The following is a 21734-nucleotide window of genomic DNA, read 5'->3' as shown; positions in this document are numbered from 1 at the left end:
TCCATCTATTTTCCTTTAGACTTTATTCCTATCACATTTGAGTTGATTAACATTAAAAGAAAACCCGCCAATCAAAATATTAGCGGGATATCGTATTATAAGGTCTGTTCGATGCGTATTTTCTCGAGTAATGCTTGGCAACCCTGTGAAATAAGATCATAGGTTTCCTGAAAATCACCTGTGTAATAAGGATCGGGGACATCTTTATTCTGTTCAGATAAATCAAGCAGACGAATGATTTTTGGATGATTAGGCTTGCCGGTTATCTCAGAAATATTCTTTGTGTTACTTTCATCCATGCCGATGATGTAATCGAATTTTTCAAAGTCTTCCCTTGTTAATTGGCGTCCGACCAGACCATCTGATGAGATGTTGTAAGTTTTTAAAATGGCTAGGGTTCCTTTATGTGGAGGAGATCCAATATGCCATGCACTTGTAGCAGCGGAATCGCAGGCTACTTTATTGGTCAAATTTTCTTTTTTTAGTAAGTCGCGAAACAAAGCTTCAGCCATCGGAGAACGGCAAATGTTTCCTAAGCAGACAAATAAGACATTGATCATGTTAATAACTCCTTTTTCCTTATCTAACAAATAGTTTACTTAATTTGATTACTTTAAGTAAAGTGGAAACCTAAGCTAGTGACTATTTCATCTGGAAGATCACTAAGAAACAGGGCTTCACTCAAAAGTTTCAAATCGTCATGTATTAGTTCTTTGATTTCAGGATTTTCGCATTTGTAATAATCGTCTGTCAATCGTTTAAGTTCATGACAGATAAGCTTAATTTGAATCAAGGTAATCTATCCTTCCTTGCTATGCGTGGGTTGGGTCATGATAGTTTTATGTAAAAGCCAATAACTGTATCTCTTGTGTGTTTCCAATTTACTCATACCAGTATGAAAATATATAGAAAATATTTAATGAATAACCTAAATATGTAAAACTGATAATAGGTTATATGAATATGATGAATAGGAGTATTCAAATGGTATGAAATTCCTGCGAAATAAAAATAAACATTCTAAGGCAGAGCAAAGAAATAAACTGAAATCTGATACAGAAGGATACTCACTCGAGCCTAATTTAGAAACTATGCTGCATAAAATTAAACAAGAAATTGGTGATAGCCCTGATCTCGTTATTCGCTCGTTTCAGATTGGGAACATTCCAAGCATTCCAGTTGGGGTTGTTTATATAAGCGGGTTAACGGATGAGCAATCTGTTAACGAATATGTTATACGATCGTTAATGGTAGATACGGCAGACAGTAAATTAGAAATAGATTCTAATCATGTATTCGATCTTATCTTAAATAATGCTTTAACAATTGGGAATGTAAATATTCTAAAAGATTGGAATGAACTCATTTTTTCCATTTTGTCAGGCGATACAATCATTTTGATAGATGGCTATGCTGAAGCTATATCGGGCAGTACAAAAGGTGGTCAGTGGAGGGCAATTACAGAATCGACTTCGCAAGTTAATATCCGAGGACCTAAGGACAGTTTTAACGAATCCATTACAACTAATATTGCTCTTATCCGGAGACATCTTAAAAGTCCACAGCTACGATTAGAAACGATGAGAATCGGAAAGGTTTCACAGACTAATGTAGTAATTATGTATATGAAGGGAATTGTTAGTGATGAGCTTGTACAGGAGGTTCGACAGAGGCTGACAGATATCCAGATTGATGCTGTTCTTGAATCAGGATACCTTGAAGAACTTATTCAAGATCGAACCTTTACTCCCTTTCCAACTATATATAATACAGAACGGCCGGATGTAGTTTCTGGTAACTTATTGGAAGGAAGAATAGCCGTATTCGTAGATGGTACTCCGTTTATTCTCATCTTACCAACTGTTTTTTCGCAGTTCTTTCAATCATCGGAAGATTATTATCAGCGATATGATATTGCCTTAGTAATGAGATTAATTAGATATACAAGCTTTTTTATTTTATTACTGGGACCATCCTTTTACATTGCAGTTACTACCTATCATCCGGAAATGCTTCCAACCTCTCTTCTCATTAATATTATGGCTCAACGAGAAGGAGTTCCTTTCCCTGCCTTGATCGAGGCTGTGATTATGGAAGCTACATTTGAAATATTACGTGAGGCTGGCATTCGTATGCCTCGGGCAGTCGGACAAGCTGTTTCGATTGTAGGAGCGATTGTATTAGGACAAGCCGCTGTGGAAGCAGGAATTGTCACAGGACTAATGGTAATCGTCGTAGCTATAACAGGGATTTCGAGTTTCGCGATACCCGCATACAATTTGACCATTGCCGCGAGAATGATTCGTTTTCCTTTAATGATCATAGCAGCGCTGCTTGGTTTTTACGGACTGACGTTAACGATGATTTTATTAGTCGCTCATATGAATAGTTTACGTTCGTTTGGTATTCCATATCTGGCCCCTTTCACGCCTTTTTCTTGGAAAGGTCAAAAGGATACCGTGATTCGTGCTCCTTTCAAGTCTTACGTAGCGCACTCTCGTTTGATTAATCAAACAAATGCAGTGAATACAAAAACTGATAAACTCAAATCGTCGGCTAGTGAATCGAGGAAATAAAGCAAAGGGGAATGCAGATGAAGCGTAGGGTTTTCAGTCTTTTTTGCTTATTATTTGTATGTACAATATTCCTTACGGGTTGTTGGGATGAGCGTGAGTTAAATAAAATAGCTCTTGTAATGGCCATAGGGTTAGATAAAACAAAAGGAAAAGAGGAATATCGCGTCTCGTATGAAGTTGTGAATCCAACAGAAATTTCGGGAAAAACAGGGACAGGAAGAACTACACCTGTTACAGTTTACAGTAGTTCTGGTTCTACGGTATTCGAAGCACTTCGCAATGCGGCAGAAGAAACACCTCGACAGCTAATGATTTCCCATATAAACATTATTGTAATCGGAGAAGACTTAGCAAAAGAAGGTATACACGGTATATTAGATTTTTTTGAAAGAGATGATGAAGGTCGTTTAACGTCAAATTTACTCATAGCTAAAGATGCTAAAGCGGAAGAAGTCCTTAAAACACTTACACCTATAGAAAAAGTCCCAGCATTTGCAATAAAAGGGAAGCTCGACACAATGGTCAAAAAATTGTCTAAAGGCTACGATATTGAAGTGGATGAGGTGATACGGGGAGCATTAAGAAAAGGTGGCGGGCCTGCTATTAGTGGAGTTCAACTGATTAAACATGCCGAATCAGGATTAAAGGAATCCGATATAAAAAGAACCACACCAGCCACAATTATAAAAATTAGCGGTCTAGCTATGTTTAAACACGGTAAGCTAGTTGGATGGTTGAATGGTGAAACAGCACGAGGCGCTGCAGTGATTAATAATAAGCTGAGAGGATCTGCTGTCAGTATCGGCTGTAAACAGAAAAAAAGGGGGCTTAGTATTGAAGTTCGAGGTTCCAAAACTAAAATTAAAGCCAGCAGTCGAGATCGTATTCCTACCATTCAGCTATTTGTTAAACAAGAGGGCAGTATTGGACATATATTGTGTGCCATTGACTTAAAAAAGTCTAAAGAAATTAGAAAGTTAGAAAAAAAATGGGCGAAAGAAACGAAAAAAGAAGTAGAGAACGCAATATCCCAAGCACAAAGAAATCACACGGATATTTTTGGTTTTGGAGAAGCATTAGAACGAACAAATAAACAAGAATGGAAAAAAATAGAAAAGAACTGGAGTAACATCTTTGCAAAATCCAAAGTAGAAGTTCATGTCGAAACGAGAATCAGACGTCCTGGGATGAGATCAATCCCATATCTTTTCAGTGAAACGGAATAGATAAAAGCGGAATGGAGAAATGTAAACGATGGAAAAAGCAAAAATTAGTGCCGGGGAGTTTTTTTCTCTCATTGTTTTGTTTAACTTTGGTACGGCTCTTGTCGTTAGTTTAGGACTACAGGCTAAGAAGGATGCTTGGCTGGCCATTTTTTTTGGAGCAGCAGGTGGGATCATCCTTTTTTTTATATACCGTTCTCTCTTTCGAATATATCCGCAGCAACCGCTTATCAGCTATATTCAAACTATTTTAGGGAAATATATAGGATGGCCGTTAAGTTTACTGTATATCCTTTTTTTTATCTATGGTGCAGCTAGAGATGTGAGAGATGGGGGGGAAATTCTCACGAGCGCCATATTAGATCAAACACCATTGCTGATTATTAACCTCTCGATCATTATAACAATCGCGTATGTTCTTTATAAGGGAATTGAAGTATTAGTCAGAACAGCTCAATTCTATTTGGTACTGGTTATATGTTTAGGGCTAATAAGCAACCTTCTTCTCATATATTCTGGAGTTATAGATATAAATAACTTATTACCCATACTTCGTGACGGATGGAAGCCTGTTTTCACAACATTTTATAGTCAAACATTATCTTTCCCCTTTGGAGAAATGATTTGCTTTGCGATGCTATTTCCATTGCTGCAAAGCGACAAACAAGGGGTAAAAATGGGATTTTGGGCAGTGGTTTTTAGTGGTTTGACATTAAGCTATACAATCGCACTTGATACAGCTGTACTCGGTTCTGACATTGCAGGTCGCTCATCATTTCCATTGTTAACAATGATTAGTAAAATAAACATTGGGGAATTTATACAACATCTAGATTTAATTGTTATTTTAACGTTAATTATTTGCAACTTTTTCAAGATTGCTGTTTTTTATTATGCAGCTGTTATGGGGGCAACAGCTTTATTTAACCTTCAAGATTATAGGAAAATGGTAGCTCCTATCGGAATCATCATTCTCTATTCTTCTAGTATGATCGCATTTGATTTTTCAGGACATCTGGAGGAGGGAAATTTCTCACTCAAAACCATATTTCCTCTTTTTGGAGAAATCATACCCGCATTCCTTCTTCTTATAGCTGTGATTCGAAAAAAATTTAGTCAACGATTACGAGATATTTAATGAATTTTCTTTTTCACAAACATAATCATAGGCTTTAAAAACCATATTGAGATTAAAATTAAAGAGGAGGATATTTCCGTTGAATCCATCAACCAAAACGGGTTATTTAAGTTCTGCCAACATTGAGAAATTGTCTGACCTAAAAACAAGTCCATTGCAACAGCAAAACCTATACTCAGTATAAGAAGAAAAACAAATATAATGAATGATCTCATGAAAATGAAACCTCCTGTGTGTTACAAACTTTCCCATAGTATGACTTATTGATGGTGTTTTCATTATTGCTGTTGGCAGGAACAATATGTTAAAACCTAACCATGCAAAAAACGGTTCTCCAAATAAGAAGGATTTTTTTGTATTGAAGGAATTTCCCCTGTTATTAAATTATAAAGATACACTTAAAAAATTTTCTTCTGTTTTGTTTTTGAAACTAGTGGTTATAAAATATTGGTTTTTAGGTATTCTTCTAATCCTTATTCTGTTATTGTCAGCCAAGGAAGCCCTAAGGCTGAGTGTATTCTTTAGAAACTTGATTTCAGGATTGTGATTTCCGCCAAAGAAGGAATGCTTTTTTCCCCAAATAAATCTTGATAAATTTGAATTACTTTTTCCTTCTCTACCAAAATTTTGATTGTGCATGACGTGAAAGTAAACGTCATATATACCCTATTTAAAATGAACTGAGTTTTTGACCAATAATGGTTTTACCAGATCGATTAAGGGTTTATTTCCATAAAGAAACAGCAATATATAACTATAAGAATTTTTTCTGAAAATTCAATTAAAATTTGGAAATGTAAGCGTTTTCTATTATAATGAATAATGGGTTGGATGGCATGCGTGGCCGTCAGCGTATCTGGCGTAGGTGGGGCCGATACTAGGGACAGATGTAGATGGTCCTTGTAGTAAGATACTTAACATAGTTCGTTAAATCATGTGGAAAATCAAGGATGAAGGAGAATTATAAGAAAAACTTCATAAAAATAATACGTGCTGGATCGATTAAATTGCGATCCAGTTTTTTATTCGGAATTCGATCAATACTTCGGTATTTAGAATATCAACGGTCTCAAACTATATCTGTTATAATTGGACTCAGGTATAATTTAAGTATTTTCACGCGAGGATAAGGGGTGGATTTATGAATATATAAAAACGCCTTATAAGCGATATAAGGCGTTTGATTAGTTTTGTTAGCTTCTATAGTTTCTTAGTTTTACAACCAGCGCTGTGGGTATTGTCTTGTTTGAAACAAGTTATTATAGATGATTGATATTATAATTAATAGGAAAGTACCCATTACAACCGTAATAAGGAATCCCCATCCTGCTTGGGAGTTAACAGCAACAAAAGCACTAGCAGCTGCGGGAGGGTGAAGCGTTTTGGTAAGGATCATTAAAATTAGTACGATAGCTAATACTAGGCCAATAGTGAATAGACTCTTACCTAATATACTCCAAGTGATAAGTGCTAAAGTGGTAGAAAATAAATGTCCTCCAAAAACGTGGCGAGGTTGAGACAGTTGACCTTTATGAGCACAAAATACAAGCAGACAACTTGCACCAAGAGGACCTAAGGCCATGGGATATCCTAAATTAACCGCTACTAAACCAATGATGATTATAGCAATGAGTCCACCTGTAGCTGAAATAAGGGAATCAATATAATCAATTCTGTCTTCTTTTGTAGCTTCTCCCTTCATTTTCTTTAAATATGCTGTTAAACCTATAATTAGTTGATTACTCCAGCTTTTCTCCAAACTTTTTTCAGGATTCATAACCTTTTTCCTCAGGCTTTCAAACTAAATTTGGCAAGGGTTTTGTCAGAGTGTTTGCCATAAAAGTTATTTTATACGAAAACTATGAATATTTAAAGATTAATATATTCGAATTTTCCGATTACGACCGTTTTTTATCCGCTTCTCATTCTACATACTCTAACAACATCAGTTAACATGACTGGATACACTTTACTATATAATTCCTATGGTATGAAACTTGTCGCCCATAAACATTTTAATTCAAAAGAAGATGTTCTACTAAATGGAACAGATGTTTTATCAGTAAAAAGATTGGTGGATAAAGAACTAGAGAGAAAAAAGGTTCTAGAAACGAATGTTGGAGAGGAAATATTTTATATAATAATGTTTATTGTCGTCGAACTAAAGCATTAATCTAGGAAATGGCTTTGATGAAGGCACACAAATTGATCCACATTTCTCTGTGGGCGAGGTAAGATGCGAAGGAAAAACACTAGCCTTGTGGTCTGTCTCCTAACAGGCCGCTGCATATTGTTTAGGTGTTTTGTAATCTAAAACACCTTGAATTCGTTGATGATTATAATAGACTATATACTCATGAATAATCCTCTTAGCTTCGTCTATAACCTTTACTATTTTTAGCTCTTTACGTTCTGCTTTTAGAAAGGAGAAAAAGCTTTCTATACATGCATTATCAAAGGCATTTGCTTTTCTTGACAGTAATATCAAGATTTCAACGAGTATGTAGAGGTCTTTTTAATTAAGTTTTTCCCGATTAAAATAACTAAAAATCTTTTGAAATTTAGGATTGTCTTGTCAGACAAAAAAGCTTTTGTACGGGGTACAAAAGCTCATTTATTATCATTTATTTTTGAACTTACATATAATCATAAATAGAATCTTCAAAATAGAGCCAGTGATAATATTCAATCTGTGGATCTGTCATCTTGGCAATTTCTTTCTCATTGAATTTTTGTTTTTCTAGTAATTGCTTTACTTTGGAATCTTTTTCTATTTGGCTCATCTTAAATCCTCCTTATATATGAGAAGTAGCGAAGTGGATACGTTGTGTAAGCGTTTTCTTGTTTTTATTATATATCTCAAAGTGAGATTAAACCAATATCAATTATAGATAATTTTTCAGGAATTAATATAAAAAGGTTGTTTATTACTACTTGAGTCTTGAAGCAGTTAAAAAGAGGAAAATTCGTTTTGCAAAAACCTGTGTTTGTTTAGAGTGTATCTGTGTCGGAATATTCAAAAAAAGGGAGGCGAGGTATGTAATGAAGGATCCTGATAAGATTTACAACACAGCGGTGGAGGCAACTTTGGAAGTAATTGGAGGGAAATGGAAACCCGTAATTCTTTTTCATCTAACCTTTGGCAAGAAACGTAACAATGAATTGAAAAGCTTGATACCCGCAATTACTCAAAAAATGTTAACACAGCATCTTCGGGAGCTTGAAGAGGAAGGCGTGATCTTACGCATTTCTTACAACCAGGTTCCACCGAAGGTGGAGTATGAATTGACAGACTACGGCTGGAGTCTAAAGGAGATCCTGCATCTGATGTGTAGGTGGGGGGATTCGCATATAGAGAAAAAGTTCGGGGGAAGGGCTACCGTTCTAGCAAACCCACAGCTTGATGAAGTACATAATAAATAAGAAGCCGGCCTAATACAAGGTCGGCTTTTCGTTTATGGGATAACTTTGCGTTTGCGAAAGTCGTCGAAGATGTTCATAAACATCGCTTCGGTATCGATGTATTCGTGAAAACCTAAGCGACGGGCCTTAGTTCCGTCGGCGAAGAAATCGTAATCCCAAGAGAACACGAAATCACCGAATCGCCAGGAGGATACGTCTTTATAGGAATGCCGAGCAAGCCCATGATTCTCGACCATTTTGTTCCAAAGCTGCTCCTTGTCCGCCATGACAACGTCCAGTGACATCTGCAGCGGAGGAGCCGTCTCCAAGCCGAAGTAGTGAGCGATCTTCGGCCATAATTCATTCCAGCGGAACAGATCGCCGTTCGTGATGTTGAATGCCTGATTGGCACAACGCTCTTCAGTCGCCGCCCATACTGTTGCCTTCGCGAGAAGCCCGGCATCTGTCATCTCCAAGAGGCTGTCGTAAGCACCCGGCTTGCCCGGAAACCGAAGCGGAAGTCCAAGCTCCTTCGAAATTGAGGCGTAGATCGCAATAACCATGGCGAGGTTCATCGGATTTCCAAGTGAGAAGCCGCAGACTACAGAAGGGCGGAGCGCCGACCAAGTCCAAGCCTTACCTTTTTGCCTTTGTTCTAAGAAATCTTGCTGATCAACATTGAACTCGGGCGGCATATGGTTCGCGTCTGTCTCACGAGCAGGCGTTTTGAACGGGCCGAGATGTGCGCCGTATACCTTGTATCCCTGCATCAAACTGACATGTTTTAAGCCCAATGCGATGGGTTCGATCGCCTCTACGGTGTTCACTAGCATGGCAAGGTTAGGCGGAACAAGTTCGGCCCAAGTCGGACGGTCCTGATAGGCGGCATAGAAGATGTGTGTTACCTCAGTTAAACTCTTTAGCTTCTTGCGGGTGTCGTCTATATTGAGCAGATCCACAGCCACATACCGGACGCGACCGACAGACTCTCCGCCTCGACGCGATACGCCGATCACCTCCCAATCAGGGAGGGTAATGAGGTGATCAATGAGGTTGCGACCGATGACACCATTTGCACCTACGACCAAGGCGACTTTGCGTATTGTTTTAGATTCATTATTCATAGTGTGCAGCTCCTTCTGTACTGTGCTTCGTTCACTGTTATTTTGCATCAAGTAACCACACTTGAGAAGTACGCACTTTGAAGTGCCATAAGCACTTTTTTGTAATTCAGCAGTGCTCTTAAGCTAAATATTTGGTGTTAAAAACATAATGGGTGTTTTACAAAGGATTGGAAATAAAAAGGGTGAGGTTAAAATAGATCATGGGTTTAGTTGAAGGAATTAGACTATTTACTTGTAAAGAAAGAAAATAATTTTCTTTAAGTAAAGGTCCTCTCGCAGGGCCTTTTTTTGTACCCTTAGTTTGTCTTTAAGGTGTTTTGAAGTTTAAACAATTAATAAAAAACTATGTACGATTTCCTTACAATATTGTTCAAAATTCACTGAACAAGGAGTATATTCAGATTAACAAGTTAACAAATGTGTTTAAATTTTAAAAATATATAGACACTTATGTATAATCTGTTATAAGATTGGGTAAAGGCATTACATAATAAACAATAATGTTCATTCTATGAAGGAGGTTTGAAGGCAATGGAATTATTAATGAGAAATATGTTTCAATCGCTTGGGAAGAATACCTCAGCTAACAAACTAGCAAAAAAATACGGCTTGCGTTTTGGCGCAGGGCGATTTGTGGCGGGGGAATCCATCCAAACAGCGATTGATTCCGTGAAAAAGTTGAATCGTGATGGGAAAATGGTCACCTTAGACCACCTGGGGGAGTTTGTTTATACAGAAGAAGAAGCACAGGAATCAACGGCCATGTGCGTTCAAACCCTCGATGCTATTGCCGAAGCAGGGGTCAACTCCAATCTTTCTCTTAAAATGACATCGCTTGGCCTAGATATTAGCAGAGAGTTATGTATGAAGAATATGCGTAAGATTCTTAACCGGGCTAAACTCCATCAGAATTTTGTCAGAATCGATATGGAAGATTATGACCACTGTCAAGTATCGTTGGATATTTATAAAGAGCTTCGGAAGGAATATGACAATGTAGGACTCGTTATTCAAGCCTACCTTTTTAGAACAGAACAGGATATTGCCGACTTAAATCAACTGAATGCAAACCTGCGTCTCGTAAAAGGGGCATACAAAGAGTCTCCAACCGTTGCTTTTCCGGAGAAAAAAGATGTCGATGAAAATTTTAAAAAGATTATTAAGCAGCATCTATTAAACGGCAACTATACAGCGGTAGCCACTCATGATGAAGCGATGATTGAATATACAAAAACGATAGTCAGTGAACACCGAATAGCAAAAGAACAATTTGAGTTTCAAATGCTCTATGGAATTTGTGAGGATATTCAAGCAAAACTAGTAAAAGAAGGGTTTAATGTCCGTGTGTATGTGCCTTACGGGGTAGACTGGTTTGGTTATTTTATGAGACGGTTGGCTGAGAGACCCGCCAATGTATGGTTTGTTCTTAAAAATCTATTAAAATAGCAATTTTATATAAAAAGGAGTCGGAAAATTATGACAACTACAACACAACAAGCACCTTACAAAAATGAGCCTTTTACCAATTTTTCTCTGGAAGAAAATAAGCAATCGATGACTGCGGCTCTTGCAAAAGTGAAAACGGAGCTAGGCAGGAAGTACCCGCTCGTGATCGGCAATGAAAAGCTATTCACCGAGGAACAAACCATTTCTATTAATCCTGGAAATGTAGATGAAGTCATTGGGTCTGTTAGTAAAGGGAACAAGGAATTCGCTGAACAAGCGATGCAGGAAGCGTTGAAAACCTTTGAGACCTGGAAAAAGGTTGCTCCAGCTGAGCGTGCGGAATATCTATTCAAAGCAGCAGATTTAATGAGACAGCGCAAGCACGAGTTTTCTTCTTACCTTGTCTATGAATCAGGGAAAAACTGGGCTGAAGCTGACGCTGATACAGCAGAAGCCATCGATTTTATGGAATTCTATGCGAGAGAAATGATTCGCCTTAGTGAGACAAGCATACATCAGCCGCTTGTAAAAATTGAAGGGGAAGAAAATCAAATTTCTTATATTCCTCTTGGTGTAGGGATTATCATTTCTCCGTTTAACTTCCCACTAGCGATCATGGCTGGAACAACGGTCGCAGCGATTGTCTCAGGGAATACGGTTATTTTGAAACCAGCGGATGCTACTCCTGTGGTTGCAGCCAAATTTGTGGAATTAATGGAAGAGGTCGGTCTTCCTTCAGGCGTCCTCAACTATATGCCAGGGGATGGAATCGATGTGGGTGAGTATTTGGTCGAGCATCCAAGCACTCGGTTTATCTCTTTTACAGGCTCACGTGCGGTAGGATGCCGTATTTATGAAAGAGCATCAAAGGTTCAGCCAGGCCAATTGTGGTTAAAGCGTGTCATTGCTGAGATGGGCGGCAAGGACGGGGTTGTTGTCGATGAAACAGCCGACTTAGATGCAGCAGCAGCGGCGATTGTCGCTTCGGCTTTTGGCTTCCAAGGACAAAAATGTTCCGCGGGCTCGAGAGCGATTATTGTGGAATCGGTTTATGATGAAGTGGTTGAGAAAGTAACGGAGTTAACGAAAAATTTAACCGTGGGTCTTCCTGAAGAGAACTATGCGATTGGACCGGTAATCGACCAAAAATCAGTGGATAAAATCATCGGCTATATCGAAATTGGCAAAACAGAAGGCCGATTGCTTACAGGCGGCTCAAGAGCAGATGGGAACGGCTTCTACATTGAACCAACCGTGATTGCGGATGTTCAACCAAAAGCCCGGATCATGCAGGAGGAAATCTTTGGTCCTGTCCTTGCCCTAGCGAAAGCAGCTGACTGGCAGGAAGCGATTGAAATCTATAATGATACGGACTATGGATTGACGGGCGCTTATCATTCCCAGGATGAAGAACGCATTCAGTATGCCCTTGAAAACATGTTTTGCGGAAATCTTTATATTAATAAAAAGTGTACGGGTGCATTAGTGGGTGCCCATCCATTTGGCGGATTCAATATGTCAGGCACCGATTCAAAAGCTGGCGGATACGATTACCTGCTGTTGTTTACGCAAGCGAAACTGAAATCTAGAAAACTTTAATCACATCCTAATCGGGGAACCCCCTCTACAGGGGGGATTCCCCAAAAAACAACCGTGTTTAAACTTTAATTGTAAGCGCTTCATGTGATTTTTGGAGTCAAAAATAGAATGGGGGATGGGCTTTTGAATACACAGATTCTTATTTCTATCGGTATTTATATGGTGGGTATGCTGATCATTGGTTATTTTGCTTACAAGCGAACGTCTAATCTAGAAGATTATATGTTAGGCGGAAGAGGGCTGGGGCCTGCTGTCACAGCACTAAGTGCTGGGGCATCTGATATGAGCGGCTGGCTGCTCATGGGTCTTCCCGGGGCGATGTTTTCTCAAGGTATAAGTGCATCATGGATTGCTATTGGATTAACCATAGGGGCCTATTTAAACTGGCTTTATGTAGCACCACAGTTAAGAACTTATACAGAAAACGCCAACAATTCGATGACCATTCCTGCTTTCCTAGAGAACCGTTTTGGTGATCGTTCGTCTATGCTGCGCTTGACCTCTGGACTCATTATTATTGTCTTTTTTACTTTCTATGTATCGTCGGGAATGGTTTCAGGCGGGGTTCTTTTTGAAACCACCTTTAATCTGCATTACCAGGCAGGACTTTGGATTATCGCTGCTGTTGTGATTGCCTATACTTTATTTGGCGGATTTTTAGCGGTGAGCTGGACCGATTTTGTACAAGGTTTAATTATGGTATCTGCTCTTATTTTAGTCCCAGTTGTGACAATCATGGAAGTAGGCGGAATTGGTCCCGCATTTCATGAAATAAAGGGTATCGATCCCAAGTTATTTGATATTTTTAAAGGAACCACTGTGTTAGGAATTGTTTCCTTAATGGCATGGGGCTTAGGTTACTTTGGCCAGCCGCATATCATTGTCCGCTTTATGGCTATTTCGTCGGTTAAAGAAATTAAAAAAGCAAGGCAAATTGGTATGGGTTGGATGATATTTTCTGTTTGTGGTGCGATGTTTACTGGTTTCATCGGCTTGGCCTTTTACTCTAAACAGGGACTCACACTATCGGATCCTGAGACCGTCTTTATTGAACTAAGTAGAATTTTATTTCATCCATTGATTACTGGATTTTTACTGGCAGCCTTATTAGCGGCGGTGATGAGTACTATTTCTTCCCAGCTTCTTGTGACAGCAAGCTCGCTGACCGAAGATGTGTATAAGACGTTCTTCCGCCGGTCAGCAACAGATAAAGAACTACTGTTTATCAGCAGACTATCGGTGTTAGTCGTTGCCATTATTTCCGTTGTGATTGCCTTTGATAAAAATGGAACCATTTTATCGCTGGTCGGATACGCTTGGGCTGGCTTTGGAGCCGCTTTTGGTCCAGTCATTCTGATGAGCCTTTACTGGAAACGGATGAACAGATGGGGCGCTCTTGCCGGAATGATTGGCGGTGCCGTAACGGTCATCATTTGGGCCAGTATACCTGTATTGAAAAATAGCTTATACGAAATCATCCCAGGATTCTTGGTAGGCATGGCTGCCATCTGGATTGTCAGCTTGATGACTCCAGAACCAAGTGAGCAATTACAAAGAGAATTTGACCAGTATAAACACTCGGCTTAACCAGTTAGTCCCGGTGACCCTAAAAAACAGGTGGTTGAATTCTCTACATTAAAAAGATGGGGATAGGTTTATAGAATATGTTTGTGAAAAAGCTGATACTCGTATAAACTTACGGGTTCAGCTTTTTTCATTCATGTTTATTCCTATAGGGAGAATCCTATTACAGGAATATTCCTACTATATCGCACCTAAAAGGGCTGGTTTGCTAGAATAGCCGTTCAATTTATGTTACAGTGATAAAAAAGCAAGAAAGGATTTTAGTATGTTCAAAAGTGCACCATTTATACTGGATTACTCCTTTACAATTGTAAATAATCATATACCATTACTAGAAATAAAAAAGAAACTTAACGAGTACCATTTTGTTATTGTGTCAGGTGGAACATACTTTATCATTACTAATTATGAAAACAGCCTGATGGCCTTAGGCGACGATTCCATACCGATTATTGATTGGCTCGAACAGCTCAATTGGCTGAAATCAACCGTCATTTCTGATGTCAATGGAGTCGATTCCGCTGTTGATTGGCGCAGACCAGTTCTTGTTAAAAACGAAAAAGGAATTATCGGTGTTCTTCCAGTTGAAAAGCGTATGGAAATGCTAGAAGATGAAAACCGCCAAATTTCTGCTTATTTTCAGACATTAGCAGAGACGATTAATGACTCGGTTACAGCGGTCGATCAAGCTGGAAATGTTGTCTATTGGAATACAACAGCGGAAGAAACCTACAAGATTAAAAAAGAGTACATCCTCGGAAAAAAAATAGGGGAACACTTTCGTGATGAATCGATAATCCTTCACCGGATTTTAAATGAAGGACGCCCGGTAAGAGGACAATATCATCGGCCTGATAAGGATACACATGTTCTAATTAACGCTTCACCCATCATGATCGAAAATAAGATTATTGGCGGCGTCGCGACCGAACATAATATCACGAATATAATCCGGCTTAACGAAGAATTGGATTCAAACTCAACCTTGCTTGTTCAAAAGTCCAATCCTTTTTCAACTCTGGTGAGCGGGAGTCCTAAATTTCAGGAAGTCTTAAAGATTGCGCAAAAGGTCGCCCATGCGGATATTCCCATCCATTTAACAGGAGAGCCTGGGTCTGGAAAGGAAATGCTGGCACAAGCGATTCATTATGGAGGCACAAAAGCTGAAGGTCCTTTTATCACCTTAAACTGTTCGGTCATCCCTCCTGCACTGTTGGAAATGGAACTTTTCGGATTTCAAAAGGAAACCTTTACCGCGGAACAGCAAACTTTACAAATTGGCAGGATCGAGCAAGCTTTAGAAGGTACGTTATTCATAGAAGATATTGATAAAATGCCGCTTTCGGTCCAAGGGAAACTATTAAATTATATGGTCGATCATAGTTTTTACCGGGTGGGTGGGGTAGAGAAAATTACCTCACCAACACGAATTATTTCTTCCACTTCAGAATCGATTGAGGTTCTCGTGAAACAAGGAAATTTTAACGAGCAGCTTTATTTTCATTTATCCGTTATTACCATCGATATCCCGCCATTAAGAACCAGAAAAGAGGATATCGTTGCCCATGCCCAGAATTATATTCAAGAATTCAGTTCTAAGTATAAAAAGCCTGTCCCGGAGATCTCTTCTGAAACGATGAACCAGTTAGTGAACTATGATTGGCCAGGAAACATCCGTGAGCTTAGAAATACGATTGAACGGTTGGTTCTCCTTAATGATAAATCAGTTATTACAGATGAACATTTGCCTGAAAATATTAAGACTAAGTTGATTGCGAAACAAACTAACAGCCCAATAGTGGAAAGCGATCAACAGGAAGATGTTGTAATAAATTCTGAAGTGTTAGAGATTGAGGAAGCATTACGAAAAACGTATGGAAATAAAAGTGCAGCGGCCAACCTTTTAGGGATTTCAAGAGGGACATTATATAACAAAATAAAAGAATTTGGATTAAATTAAACGGAAAACACACCAACTTTGGTGTGTTTTTTTTTGAATCTTTACTATTCCTTTATTTGAAATTTGAGATAATTAATCGAGTATTAAGAGCACTTCCATTTAAGGTAATAAAAGCATTATTAATTATTTATTCAGTTGGGTTAATAACGGGGCAGAATAGCTGATATTGAAAGTGTTCGATATATTGATATGTATACAAAAAGATTAATGAATATGGAAATGGGTACTGAACTGTTGAATGTTTTCGAGTGAGAATATAATATGCGATCCTCAACATCGCATGTGCAACAACGATAGCTGCTTTTTTCTTTCCTTTTCGTCCAGCAGTACGTTTATAGAGTGTGCCTAGATAGTTTTTCGATAATATATTAAATCTGGATGACTTTATTCCGTTCATTTTATTAAACCATAGGGGTCAAGAGTTAAGCTGTCATTGAGACGGCTTTTTCTTTTTGTCTTTGATTAGCATCTTCACTTGAATTTTTTAGAACTTAAGGTTTTCTTAAGGTTCGCCCAATAAAATGAGAAACAGTTAATGTTCATAGTTGAATGTGGAGGATAAGAAAATGAAAAAAAATTATACAAAAATTGTGCTCGATTTGCTGATGGCCATCATTTTTGTGTTGTTAATGAATCCAAGAGTATTAGACGGTTTACCGTTTCATGAAATTGCTGGTCTAATCATAGGAGTAGCTATTCTCGTCCACATCGGATTGAACTATCGCTGGGTAGTAAATACAACCAAAAAGATTGTTGACCCCAAACTTCCGAAAAAAACACGATTTAGTTATCTTTTAAATATCTTGCTATTAATTTCGATGACTACGGTCATTATTACTGGTTTCTTAATTTCGAGGGTTGTTCTTCCAAGTCTCGCCATTCAAGGGGGGCACTCGATTCGTGGTATCCATGGTTTATCGGCTGATGCTACGCTTGCGTTAGTTGGTCTTCATATTGCGGTACATTGGCAATGGGTTATGAATATCTGTAAAAGAGCGTTTAAATCAAAGGAAGGAAAACTTATGAAGGGTGTCATCGCATCCGTTGTTCTGTCCCTTGCCATTTTGGCAGGTGGAATCCAATGGTTTTCTTCCACAGCATCTCCAATCATAGGTGATTTCAAGCAAGAACAGAGTAGCCAGTCAATTAATAATGGAAGCACAAGCATTACGACTGATACCAATCAAGTACCGCCTAGCGAAGATTTTCGTGGAGGAAAATTTGAAGGTAAAGATGGAAAAAATGGACATGGTGGAAGCAGCAACCCATTTCTCGTCGTTCTTAACTATTTTGCAATTTGGGCAGCCATCATCATTCCCGTTTATTATTTGGAAAAGCGAATCTTAGGGAACAAACGAAAATCAAGAGGTGTCCAACCTAAAGTATCATAATAAGGGATAATATATCATAAAAGGGGCGATGCTTTTTGAAGGCATCGCCTTTTCCTTATTTTCAATATGAGCAGTGTTAACTAATGATTAAATGCTAAAGTATTCCTATTTTCAAATCTGAACAGTATAATCAGGGATGGGAGTTGAGAGAGATGAATAAAAACGATATCGGTAATATTCGGAAGCAATTCAAATTAGATAATGATCTCATGACCATTCGGGAAATTTACAATGTCTATGTAAAGAAAGAATCAGGTGAGATTTATCATGAAGTTTATCAACCGTTTCAAATGTTAGAACAGGAAGCACAAGAATTGTTTTTAGTAAATTTTAAAAAGGTATTGACTGGGCAACTAGATGCCAAACTGTTTGAACTGAAATTCCAACGTGATATCGAAGACAGCACACAAACCATCCTCTTCGATGCTTTACAAGCAGATTTAAGCGAAGATTGGGCTGAGAATATGTTGCAAATCGTCGAAAAAATGTTTGCTCATACGGTTTATGAATTTGATACAATGGTGACGTTTATCCGGGGTGAATATCGAAAACCGACTCGGAAACGAGATACGGAATCCGAAAAAGGCGGTAATGACGAAGTCTATTCTAATGAGTTTATCCTTTGCAGTCTCAATAAAATTGATCAGCCGAAAAAAGCTTTGCTGTTTGATTATATCGAGAAGGAATTTAAACCGAACACCGTCTTTGATCCTATTATTAATTTAGCCTCTCCATTGTCAGGATTTTTGTTCCCGGCTTTTAATGACAATGCTGCCGATGTGAACCATATTCTTTATTGTGCTGGTAAAGTGAATCAACCGGATTTTACATTTATTGAAAATGTTCTCCATTGTGAAGAAATCATCACGGCCGAGGAAGATAAGAGCATCTTCGATCTAATCTTAAAAAAAGTAATCGGAGATGAAGTGGATACCAAGATTATTTCCAATGTCTATGAGGAAATTGATAAAATCGTGCATGAGAATGAAGAGAACGAAGAAAGTGAACCCCCCATGTTGGATTATCGGGACATCGGACGCATCCTAGAGGTGAGCGGAGTCGAAAATGTCGATACCGCCAAAGTGGAACATGCCTTAAAGGATGTCATAGCAGACGAAACCCATGAATTCAAAGCAAGCAATTTAGTTCCTAAAACGATAAAAATCAATACCAATGTGGCAAATTTAGTCATCGACCCGAAAGACCTAAAAAACATAAAATATATTATGTATCAAGGTAAACGATGCTTATTATTAGAGATTGATGAAGATGTAGTGGTGGAAGGATTCCGATTAGAATCGGAAATACTCTAGAGCTTTAAGGGACATGTTCCTTCTGCGGGCGAACTCCTTCTTGTTCAACACTGAAACCTGTTGTAAAACCTTTAAACCTAAACGAAGCTGAACATAGCTAAAAATAAGGACGGGTCTTGCGCTTCCTTGGAGGAAGAACAAGATCCGTTCTTTCTTTATCATTGGGTATCTTTCTCGATCAAATTTTTTTTGGATTTACTTTTTCAAAACACGTTTTATTAAAAAAGAAATACAATATAATAAATGAAACGAAAAATAGTCGGGATCAAATGATGAAAAAAATTGCTTATTTGTTGGCCCTCTTAGTCGCTACTATGTGTTTAGCCGCTTGTAATCAGCAACAAGAAGTGGTGAAAGAAAAACCACCTGTAGCAAAACCAATCGAAGAACATCCCTCTAAACCCGATGAGCCAGTGCCCGTTGAACCTGAGGAAAAAGTATATCAAAATGAAGTATTTAAAGATGTCGTCGTCAAGGAAACCGCAGATACCATCATTGTAACCGGGAAAGCCCAAGTCTTTGAAGGGGTGTTTCAATATGCTCTTTATGATGGAGACAAAGTGGTGAAAGAAAGTAATTACCAAACAGCAGGTGTACCTGCTTGGGGAGATTTTGAAATTATGTTTGATAAAGCGTCAGTTACAACCAATCCTTTTACATTGGAATTATTTGTTTACTCAGCAAAGGATGGTTCAAAAATAAATACATTAGAAATCCCCATACCAAATTAAACGTATTAGCTGCCATCATGGCGGCTTTTCTTATTTGAAAAATTTGTTTTTGGAAAAGAAGGAATGATAACGCACTGTTAAGAATAGGAATAGGTGACGATGAATAGAGGTGAACTGGATGTTAACAAAAGAACAATTGTTAGAGATAAAAACACTTCAGAAGGTTTGCGAGGATGAGGGAGGCTTTCATCTGAAGTTGAATTTTGATATGCTTGAAAATCGCTTAGGGAATAAAAAGGAAGACTTCTTCCATTATGAAGATGGCAGGCTGGTCGGTTTTCTTGGATGCTATGGGTTTGGAAATAAAGTGGAGCTTTGTGGAATAGTGCACCCGGATTACCGTAGAAAAGGGATATTTTCTAAGTTACTGGAAATGGGACTTGAAGAGGTCCAAAACCGATATTCTACTATTTTGTTAAATGCTCCTACTGAATCCCAATCAGCCAAGCAGTTTTTAAAGAATATTCCATGTACCTTTGAGGTTGCTGAATATCAAATGAAATGGCAGGAAACCGAATTGATCGAAGATTCTACTGTTACCTTAAGGGAGTCTGTTTCAAAAGAAGATATGGAAGCAGAAATACAACTCGAGGTCTTGGGATTTGGATTTGAAGAAAATGAAGCACGGGAGTTTAATCAACTGATTAGGGAAAACAGCAGTGATCACCATCTTATCATCGAATCCAATGGAGGAGTAGCTGGGAAAATGCGTGTATCCGAATCGAATGGAGAAGCGTGGATTTATGGTTTTGCCGTTTTTCCCGAACTTCAGGGAAAAGGGATTGGGAGAAAAGCATTATCTAAAGTGGTACGAATGGAGCATCAAAAAGGGCTGCCAATTTTTCTAGAGGTAGAGGCCAAAAATGCCCATGCCTTAAGACTGTATGAATCATGTGGATTTAGAAGTTACCATTCTCAGGATTACTATCTATATGAAAAGTAATTTCAAGTAAGACATATTGGAATTATAAGAAAGATGCCATGAAAAGCATCTTTTTTTATGGAGTTAATTATCAAAGATAGGAGTCAATAGATTGTTGTTTTTCAAGTTCGCTCATTAAAACACTGAATTCTCCCATTTAAGCAAATAATTCGCTCATTTAAGCCCAAAATTCGCTCATAAAACTCACAAATTCGCCGATTGAAGGGAAAAGTCGATAAATAAATCATAAATATCAAAAAATTAGAAAGTAAATTTTACACAAAATATGATTCTCCTTAAGTTTTTACAACATTATTTACCAAAACATGCGATTTAAAAGAAGGAAACAACCATTTTTAATAGAATGAAACTACTATAATTAAGAAGGGGATGATCTCATTGTATAGAAGAACTTTACTGGTATCTCCATTACCAGGATTTAATGAAGAAATTGGCCGATGGCTATGGTGTTTAGAGGATGTTCGACGTACTCTTTTAACAGAATTAACTGGTATCAGCCAATCGATACTCGATACCAAAATGGATGAAAGACAAACGATTGGCTCGTTATTGTATCACATTGCCTTAATCGAGGCAGATTGGTTATATGAAGAGGTACTTGTTACCGAATGGGATTCCGAAATACTCTCGATGTTCCCGTTAGAACACAGGTCCGAAGATGGCTCTTTAGCCCACATGGAGGGACAAAGTTTAGAAGAACATTTTCACCGACTTCATAAGGTTCGTGAAGTATTTCTTTCCCACTTTCGTTCAATGGACGTAACAGAGTGGCGTAAACCCAGGGTACTTGAACAATATGACGTCACACCTGAGTGGGTTGTGTATCATTTGATTGAACATGAATCACATCATAGAGGTCAGATTTTCCAGTTGCTCAAAAAATTACGGAATAATTAATAATTGGTTTTACTTTCTCCATGAATTTTTAATATTGAGAAATCCTCCTTAGTCCAGCTTTATATGCCATTATTGAATGAGTAGGGATTCTTTTGTTACAATAAATTTACTAAGAATTTTATTGGGTTTCATTCATTTTTGCCTAATTCTATATGTAAGAAATATTAAAGGAAGGAAGTGGAGAGAATGAAACGACAAAGAACCTTTTTTATTTTTAAAGATTTGATATTTGAAGTCAAAAAGCCCGAAATTACACTAAAACAAATCAGAGTTTCAGAGATTAAAATTGAAAATGAGGAATATAAGGCACTTCGAAAAAAATTCGATGAAGATATTTTTACTATAGAAAAAAAACCTGAAGGGTGGTTTATTACGGAGAAAGAGTAAGCCCTTCTCATTGAGAAGAT

At 38.1% G+C, this 21734-nt stretch carries 21 protein-coding genes and 1 pseudogene; 15 read left to right on the top strand and 7 right to left on the bottom strand.

Translation table 11 applies throughout. The annotated features are described in order from the left end of the window. Window positions 1-95: 95 nt before the first annotated feature. A complete protein-coding gene (locus J7E77_RS00275) occupies window positions 96-560 on the bottom strand; it encodes a low molecular weight protein-tyrosine-phosphatase (protein WP_214711553.1) in 465 nt (154 codons plus the stop codon). Window positions 561-989: 429 nt separating this feature from the next. On the opposite strand from J7E77_RS00275, the gene J7E77_RS00270 reads away from it, so the two are divergent. The 3 genes from J7E77_RS00270 to J7E77_RS00260 are packed head-to-tail and all read left to right on the top strand — an operon-like array spanning window position 990 to window position 4937. Beyond that, window positions 990-2576: a spore germination protein gene (locus J7E77_RS00270; RefSeq protein WP_251026553.1), complete on the top strand. Its 1587-nt coding sequence runs from the start codon at window positions 990-992 to the stop codon at window positions 2574-2576. A gap of 17 nt (window positions 2577-2593) precedes the next feature. Continuing rightward, window positions 2594-3802 (top strand): Ger(x)C family spore germination protein, encoded by a 1209-nt coding sequence (locus J7E77_RS00265; protein WP_214711551.1) that lies wholly within the window; start codon window positions 2594-2596, stop codon window positions 3800-3802. 28 nt (window positions 3803-3830) lie between these two features. Next, complete coding sequence (locus J7E77_RS00260; RefSeq protein ID WP_214711548.1) at window positions 3831-4937, top strand: GerAB/ArcD/ProY family transporter; 1107 nt, start codon at window positions 3831-3833, stop codon at window positions 4935-4937. Here J7E77_RS00260 and J7E77_RS31910 read toward each other — a convergent pair. Both J7E77_RS31910 and J7E77_RS00255 read right to left on the bottom strand, forming a co-directional pair. Then, window positions 4934-5152, bottom strand: a complete 219-nt coding sequence (locus J7E77_RS31910; protein ID WP_483861466.1) for a YczF family membrane protein — start codon at window positions 5150-5152, stop codon at window positions 4934-4936. The genes J7E77_RS00260 and J7E77_RS31910 overlap by 4 nt on opposite strands. Before the next feature lie 1001 nt (window positions 5153-6153). Then, window positions 6154-6714: an HPP family protein gene (locus J7E77_RS00255; RefSeq protein WP_214711546.1), complete on the bottom strand. Its 561-nt coding sequence runs from the start codon at window positions 6712-6714 to the stop codon at window positions 6154-6156. A 180-nt stretch (window positions 6715-6894) separates the two neighbouring features. On the opposite strand from J7E77_RS00255, the pseudogene J7E77_RS00250 reads away from it, so the two are divergent. Next, window positions 6895-7110 (top strand): annotated as a pseudogene (locus J7E77_RS00250) (fructose-bisphosphatase class III); the annotation flags it as partial. A gap of 99 nt (window positions 7111-7209) precedes the next feature. Here J7E77_RS00250 and J7E77_RS31565 read toward each other — a convergent pair. Both J7E77_RS31565 and J7E77_RS00240 read right to left on the bottom strand, forming a co-directional pair. After that, entirely contained in the window at window positions 7210-7425 is a 216-nt protein-coding gene (locus J7E77_RS31565) for an IS3 family transposase (RefSeq protein ID WP_214711544.1), read from the bottom strand. Window positions 7426-7573: 148 nt separating this feature from the next. Continuing rightward, entirely contained in the window at window positions 7574-7720 is a 147-nt protein-coding gene (locus tag J7E77_RS00240) for a BH0509 family protein (RefSeq protein ID WP_214711542.1), read from the bottom strand. 259 nt (window positions 7721-7979) lie between these two features. On the opposite strand from J7E77_RS00240, the gene J7E77_RS00235 reads away from it, so the two are divergent. After that, window positions 7980-8360: a winged helix-turn-helix transcriptional regulator gene (locus J7E77_RS00235; protein WP_214711540.1), complete on the top strand. Its 381-nt coding sequence runs from the start codon at window positions 7980-7982 to the stop codon at window positions 8358-8360. Window positions 8361-8392: 32 nt separating this feature from the next. Here J7E77_RS00235 and J7E77_RS00230 read toward each other — a convergent pair whose 3' ends face one another. Further along, the gene (locus J7E77_RS00230) at window positions 8393-9463 is read right to left on the bottom strand and encodes an SDR family oxidoreductase (protein ID WP_214711538.1); all 1071 of its coding nucleotides are present in this window, start codon (window positions 9461-9463) and stop codon (window positions 8393-8395) included. A gap of 531 nt (window positions 9464-9994) precedes the next feature. Here J7E77_RS00230 and J7E77_RS00225 point away from each other — a divergent pair. The 4 genes from J7E77_RS00225 (at window position 9995) to J7E77_RS00210 (ending at window position 16052) form a co-directional block, all read left to right on the top strand. Continuing rightward, window positions 9995-10909: a proline dehydrogenase family protein gene (locus tag J7E77_RS00225; protein WP_214711536.1), complete on the top strand. Its 915-nt coding sequence runs from the start codon at window positions 9995-9997 to the stop codon at window positions 10907-10909. 30 nt (window positions 10910-10939) lie between these two features. After that, window positions 10940-12508, top strand: a complete 1569-nt coding sequence (pruA, locus tag J7E77_RS00220; RefSeq protein ID WP_214711534.1) for an L-glutamate gamma-semialdehyde dehydrogenase — start codon at window positions 10940-10942, stop codon at window positions 12506-12508. Window positions 12509-12616: 108 nt separating this feature from the next. After that, on the top strand, window positions 12617-14095 hold the full coding sequence (putP, locus tag J7E77_RS00215; protein WP_285291915.1) for a sodium/proline symporter PutP: 1479 nt from the start codon (window positions 12617-12619) through the stop codon (window positions 14093-14095). A gap of 262 nt (window positions 14096-14357) precedes the next feature. Next, window positions 14358-16052 (top strand): sigma-54 interaction domain-containing protein, encoded by a 1695-nt coding sequence (locus J7E77_RS00210; protein ID WP_214711530.1) that lies wholly within the window; start codon window positions 14358-14360, stop codon window positions 16050-16052. Window positions 16053-16179: 127 nt separating this feature from the next. On the opposite strand, the gene J7E77_RS00205 is transcribed toward J7E77_RS00210, so the two are convergent. After that, window positions 16180-16449: a hypothetical protein gene (locus J7E77_RS00205; RefSeq protein WP_214711528.1), complete on the bottom strand. Its 270-nt coding sequence runs from the start codon at window positions 16447-16449 to the stop codon at window positions 16180-16182. Between the two features lie 169 nt (window positions 16450-16618). Here J7E77_RS00205 and J7E77_RS00200 point away from each other — a divergent pair, with 169 nt between their 5' ends. The 6 genes from J7E77_RS00200 (at window position 16619) to J7E77_RS00175 (ending at window position 21714) form a co-directional block, all read left to right on the top strand. After that, entirely contained in the window at window positions 16619-17443 is an 825-nt protein-coding gene (locus J7E77_RS00200) for a DUF4405 domain-containing protein (RefSeq protein ID WP_214711526.1), read from the top strand. A gap of 152 nt (window positions 17444-17595) precedes the next feature. Then, window positions 17596-18756 (top strand): DUF4317 domain-containing protein, encoded by a 1161-nt coding sequence (locus tag J7E77_RS00195; protein ID WP_214711524.1) that lies wholly within the window; start codon window positions 17596-17598, stop codon window positions 18754-18756. A gap of 272 nt (window positions 18757-19028) precedes the next feature. Continuing rightward, a complete protein-coding gene (locus J7E77_RS00190) occupies window positions 19029-19487 on the top strand; it encodes a Gmad2 immunoglobulin-like domain-containing protein (protein WP_214711522.1) in 459 nt (152 codons plus the stop codon). A 118-nt stretch (window positions 19488-19605) separates the two neighbouring features. Next, window positions 19606-20430, top strand: a complete 825-nt coding sequence (locus tag J7E77_RS00185) for a GNAT family N-acetyltransferase (RefSeq protein WP_214711520.1) — start codon at window positions 19606-19608, stop codon at window positions 20428-20430. A gap of 378 nt (window positions 20431-20808) precedes the next feature. Then, window positions 20809-21327 carry a DinB family protein gene (locus tag J7E77_RS00180; RefSeq protein ID WP_214711518.1) on the top strand — a complete coding sequence of 173 codons (519 nt, stop codon included), beginning with the start codon at window positions 20809-20811 and terminating at the stop codon, window positions 21325-21327. Between the two features lie 186 nt (window positions 21328-21513). Then, window positions 21514-21714 (top strand): hypothetical protein, encoded by a 201-nt coding sequence (locus J7E77_RS00175; RefSeq protein WP_214711516.1) that lies wholly within the window; start codon window positions 21514-21516, stop codon window positions 21712-21714. Window positions 21715-21734: the final 20 nt, after the last annotated feature.

The sequence above is a fragment of the Bacillus sp. ISL-77 genome, assembly GCF_018613105.1.
The sequence above is the reverse complement of the archived record's forward strand: the minus strand, read 5'-3'. Positions and strand labels throughout refer to the sequence as shown.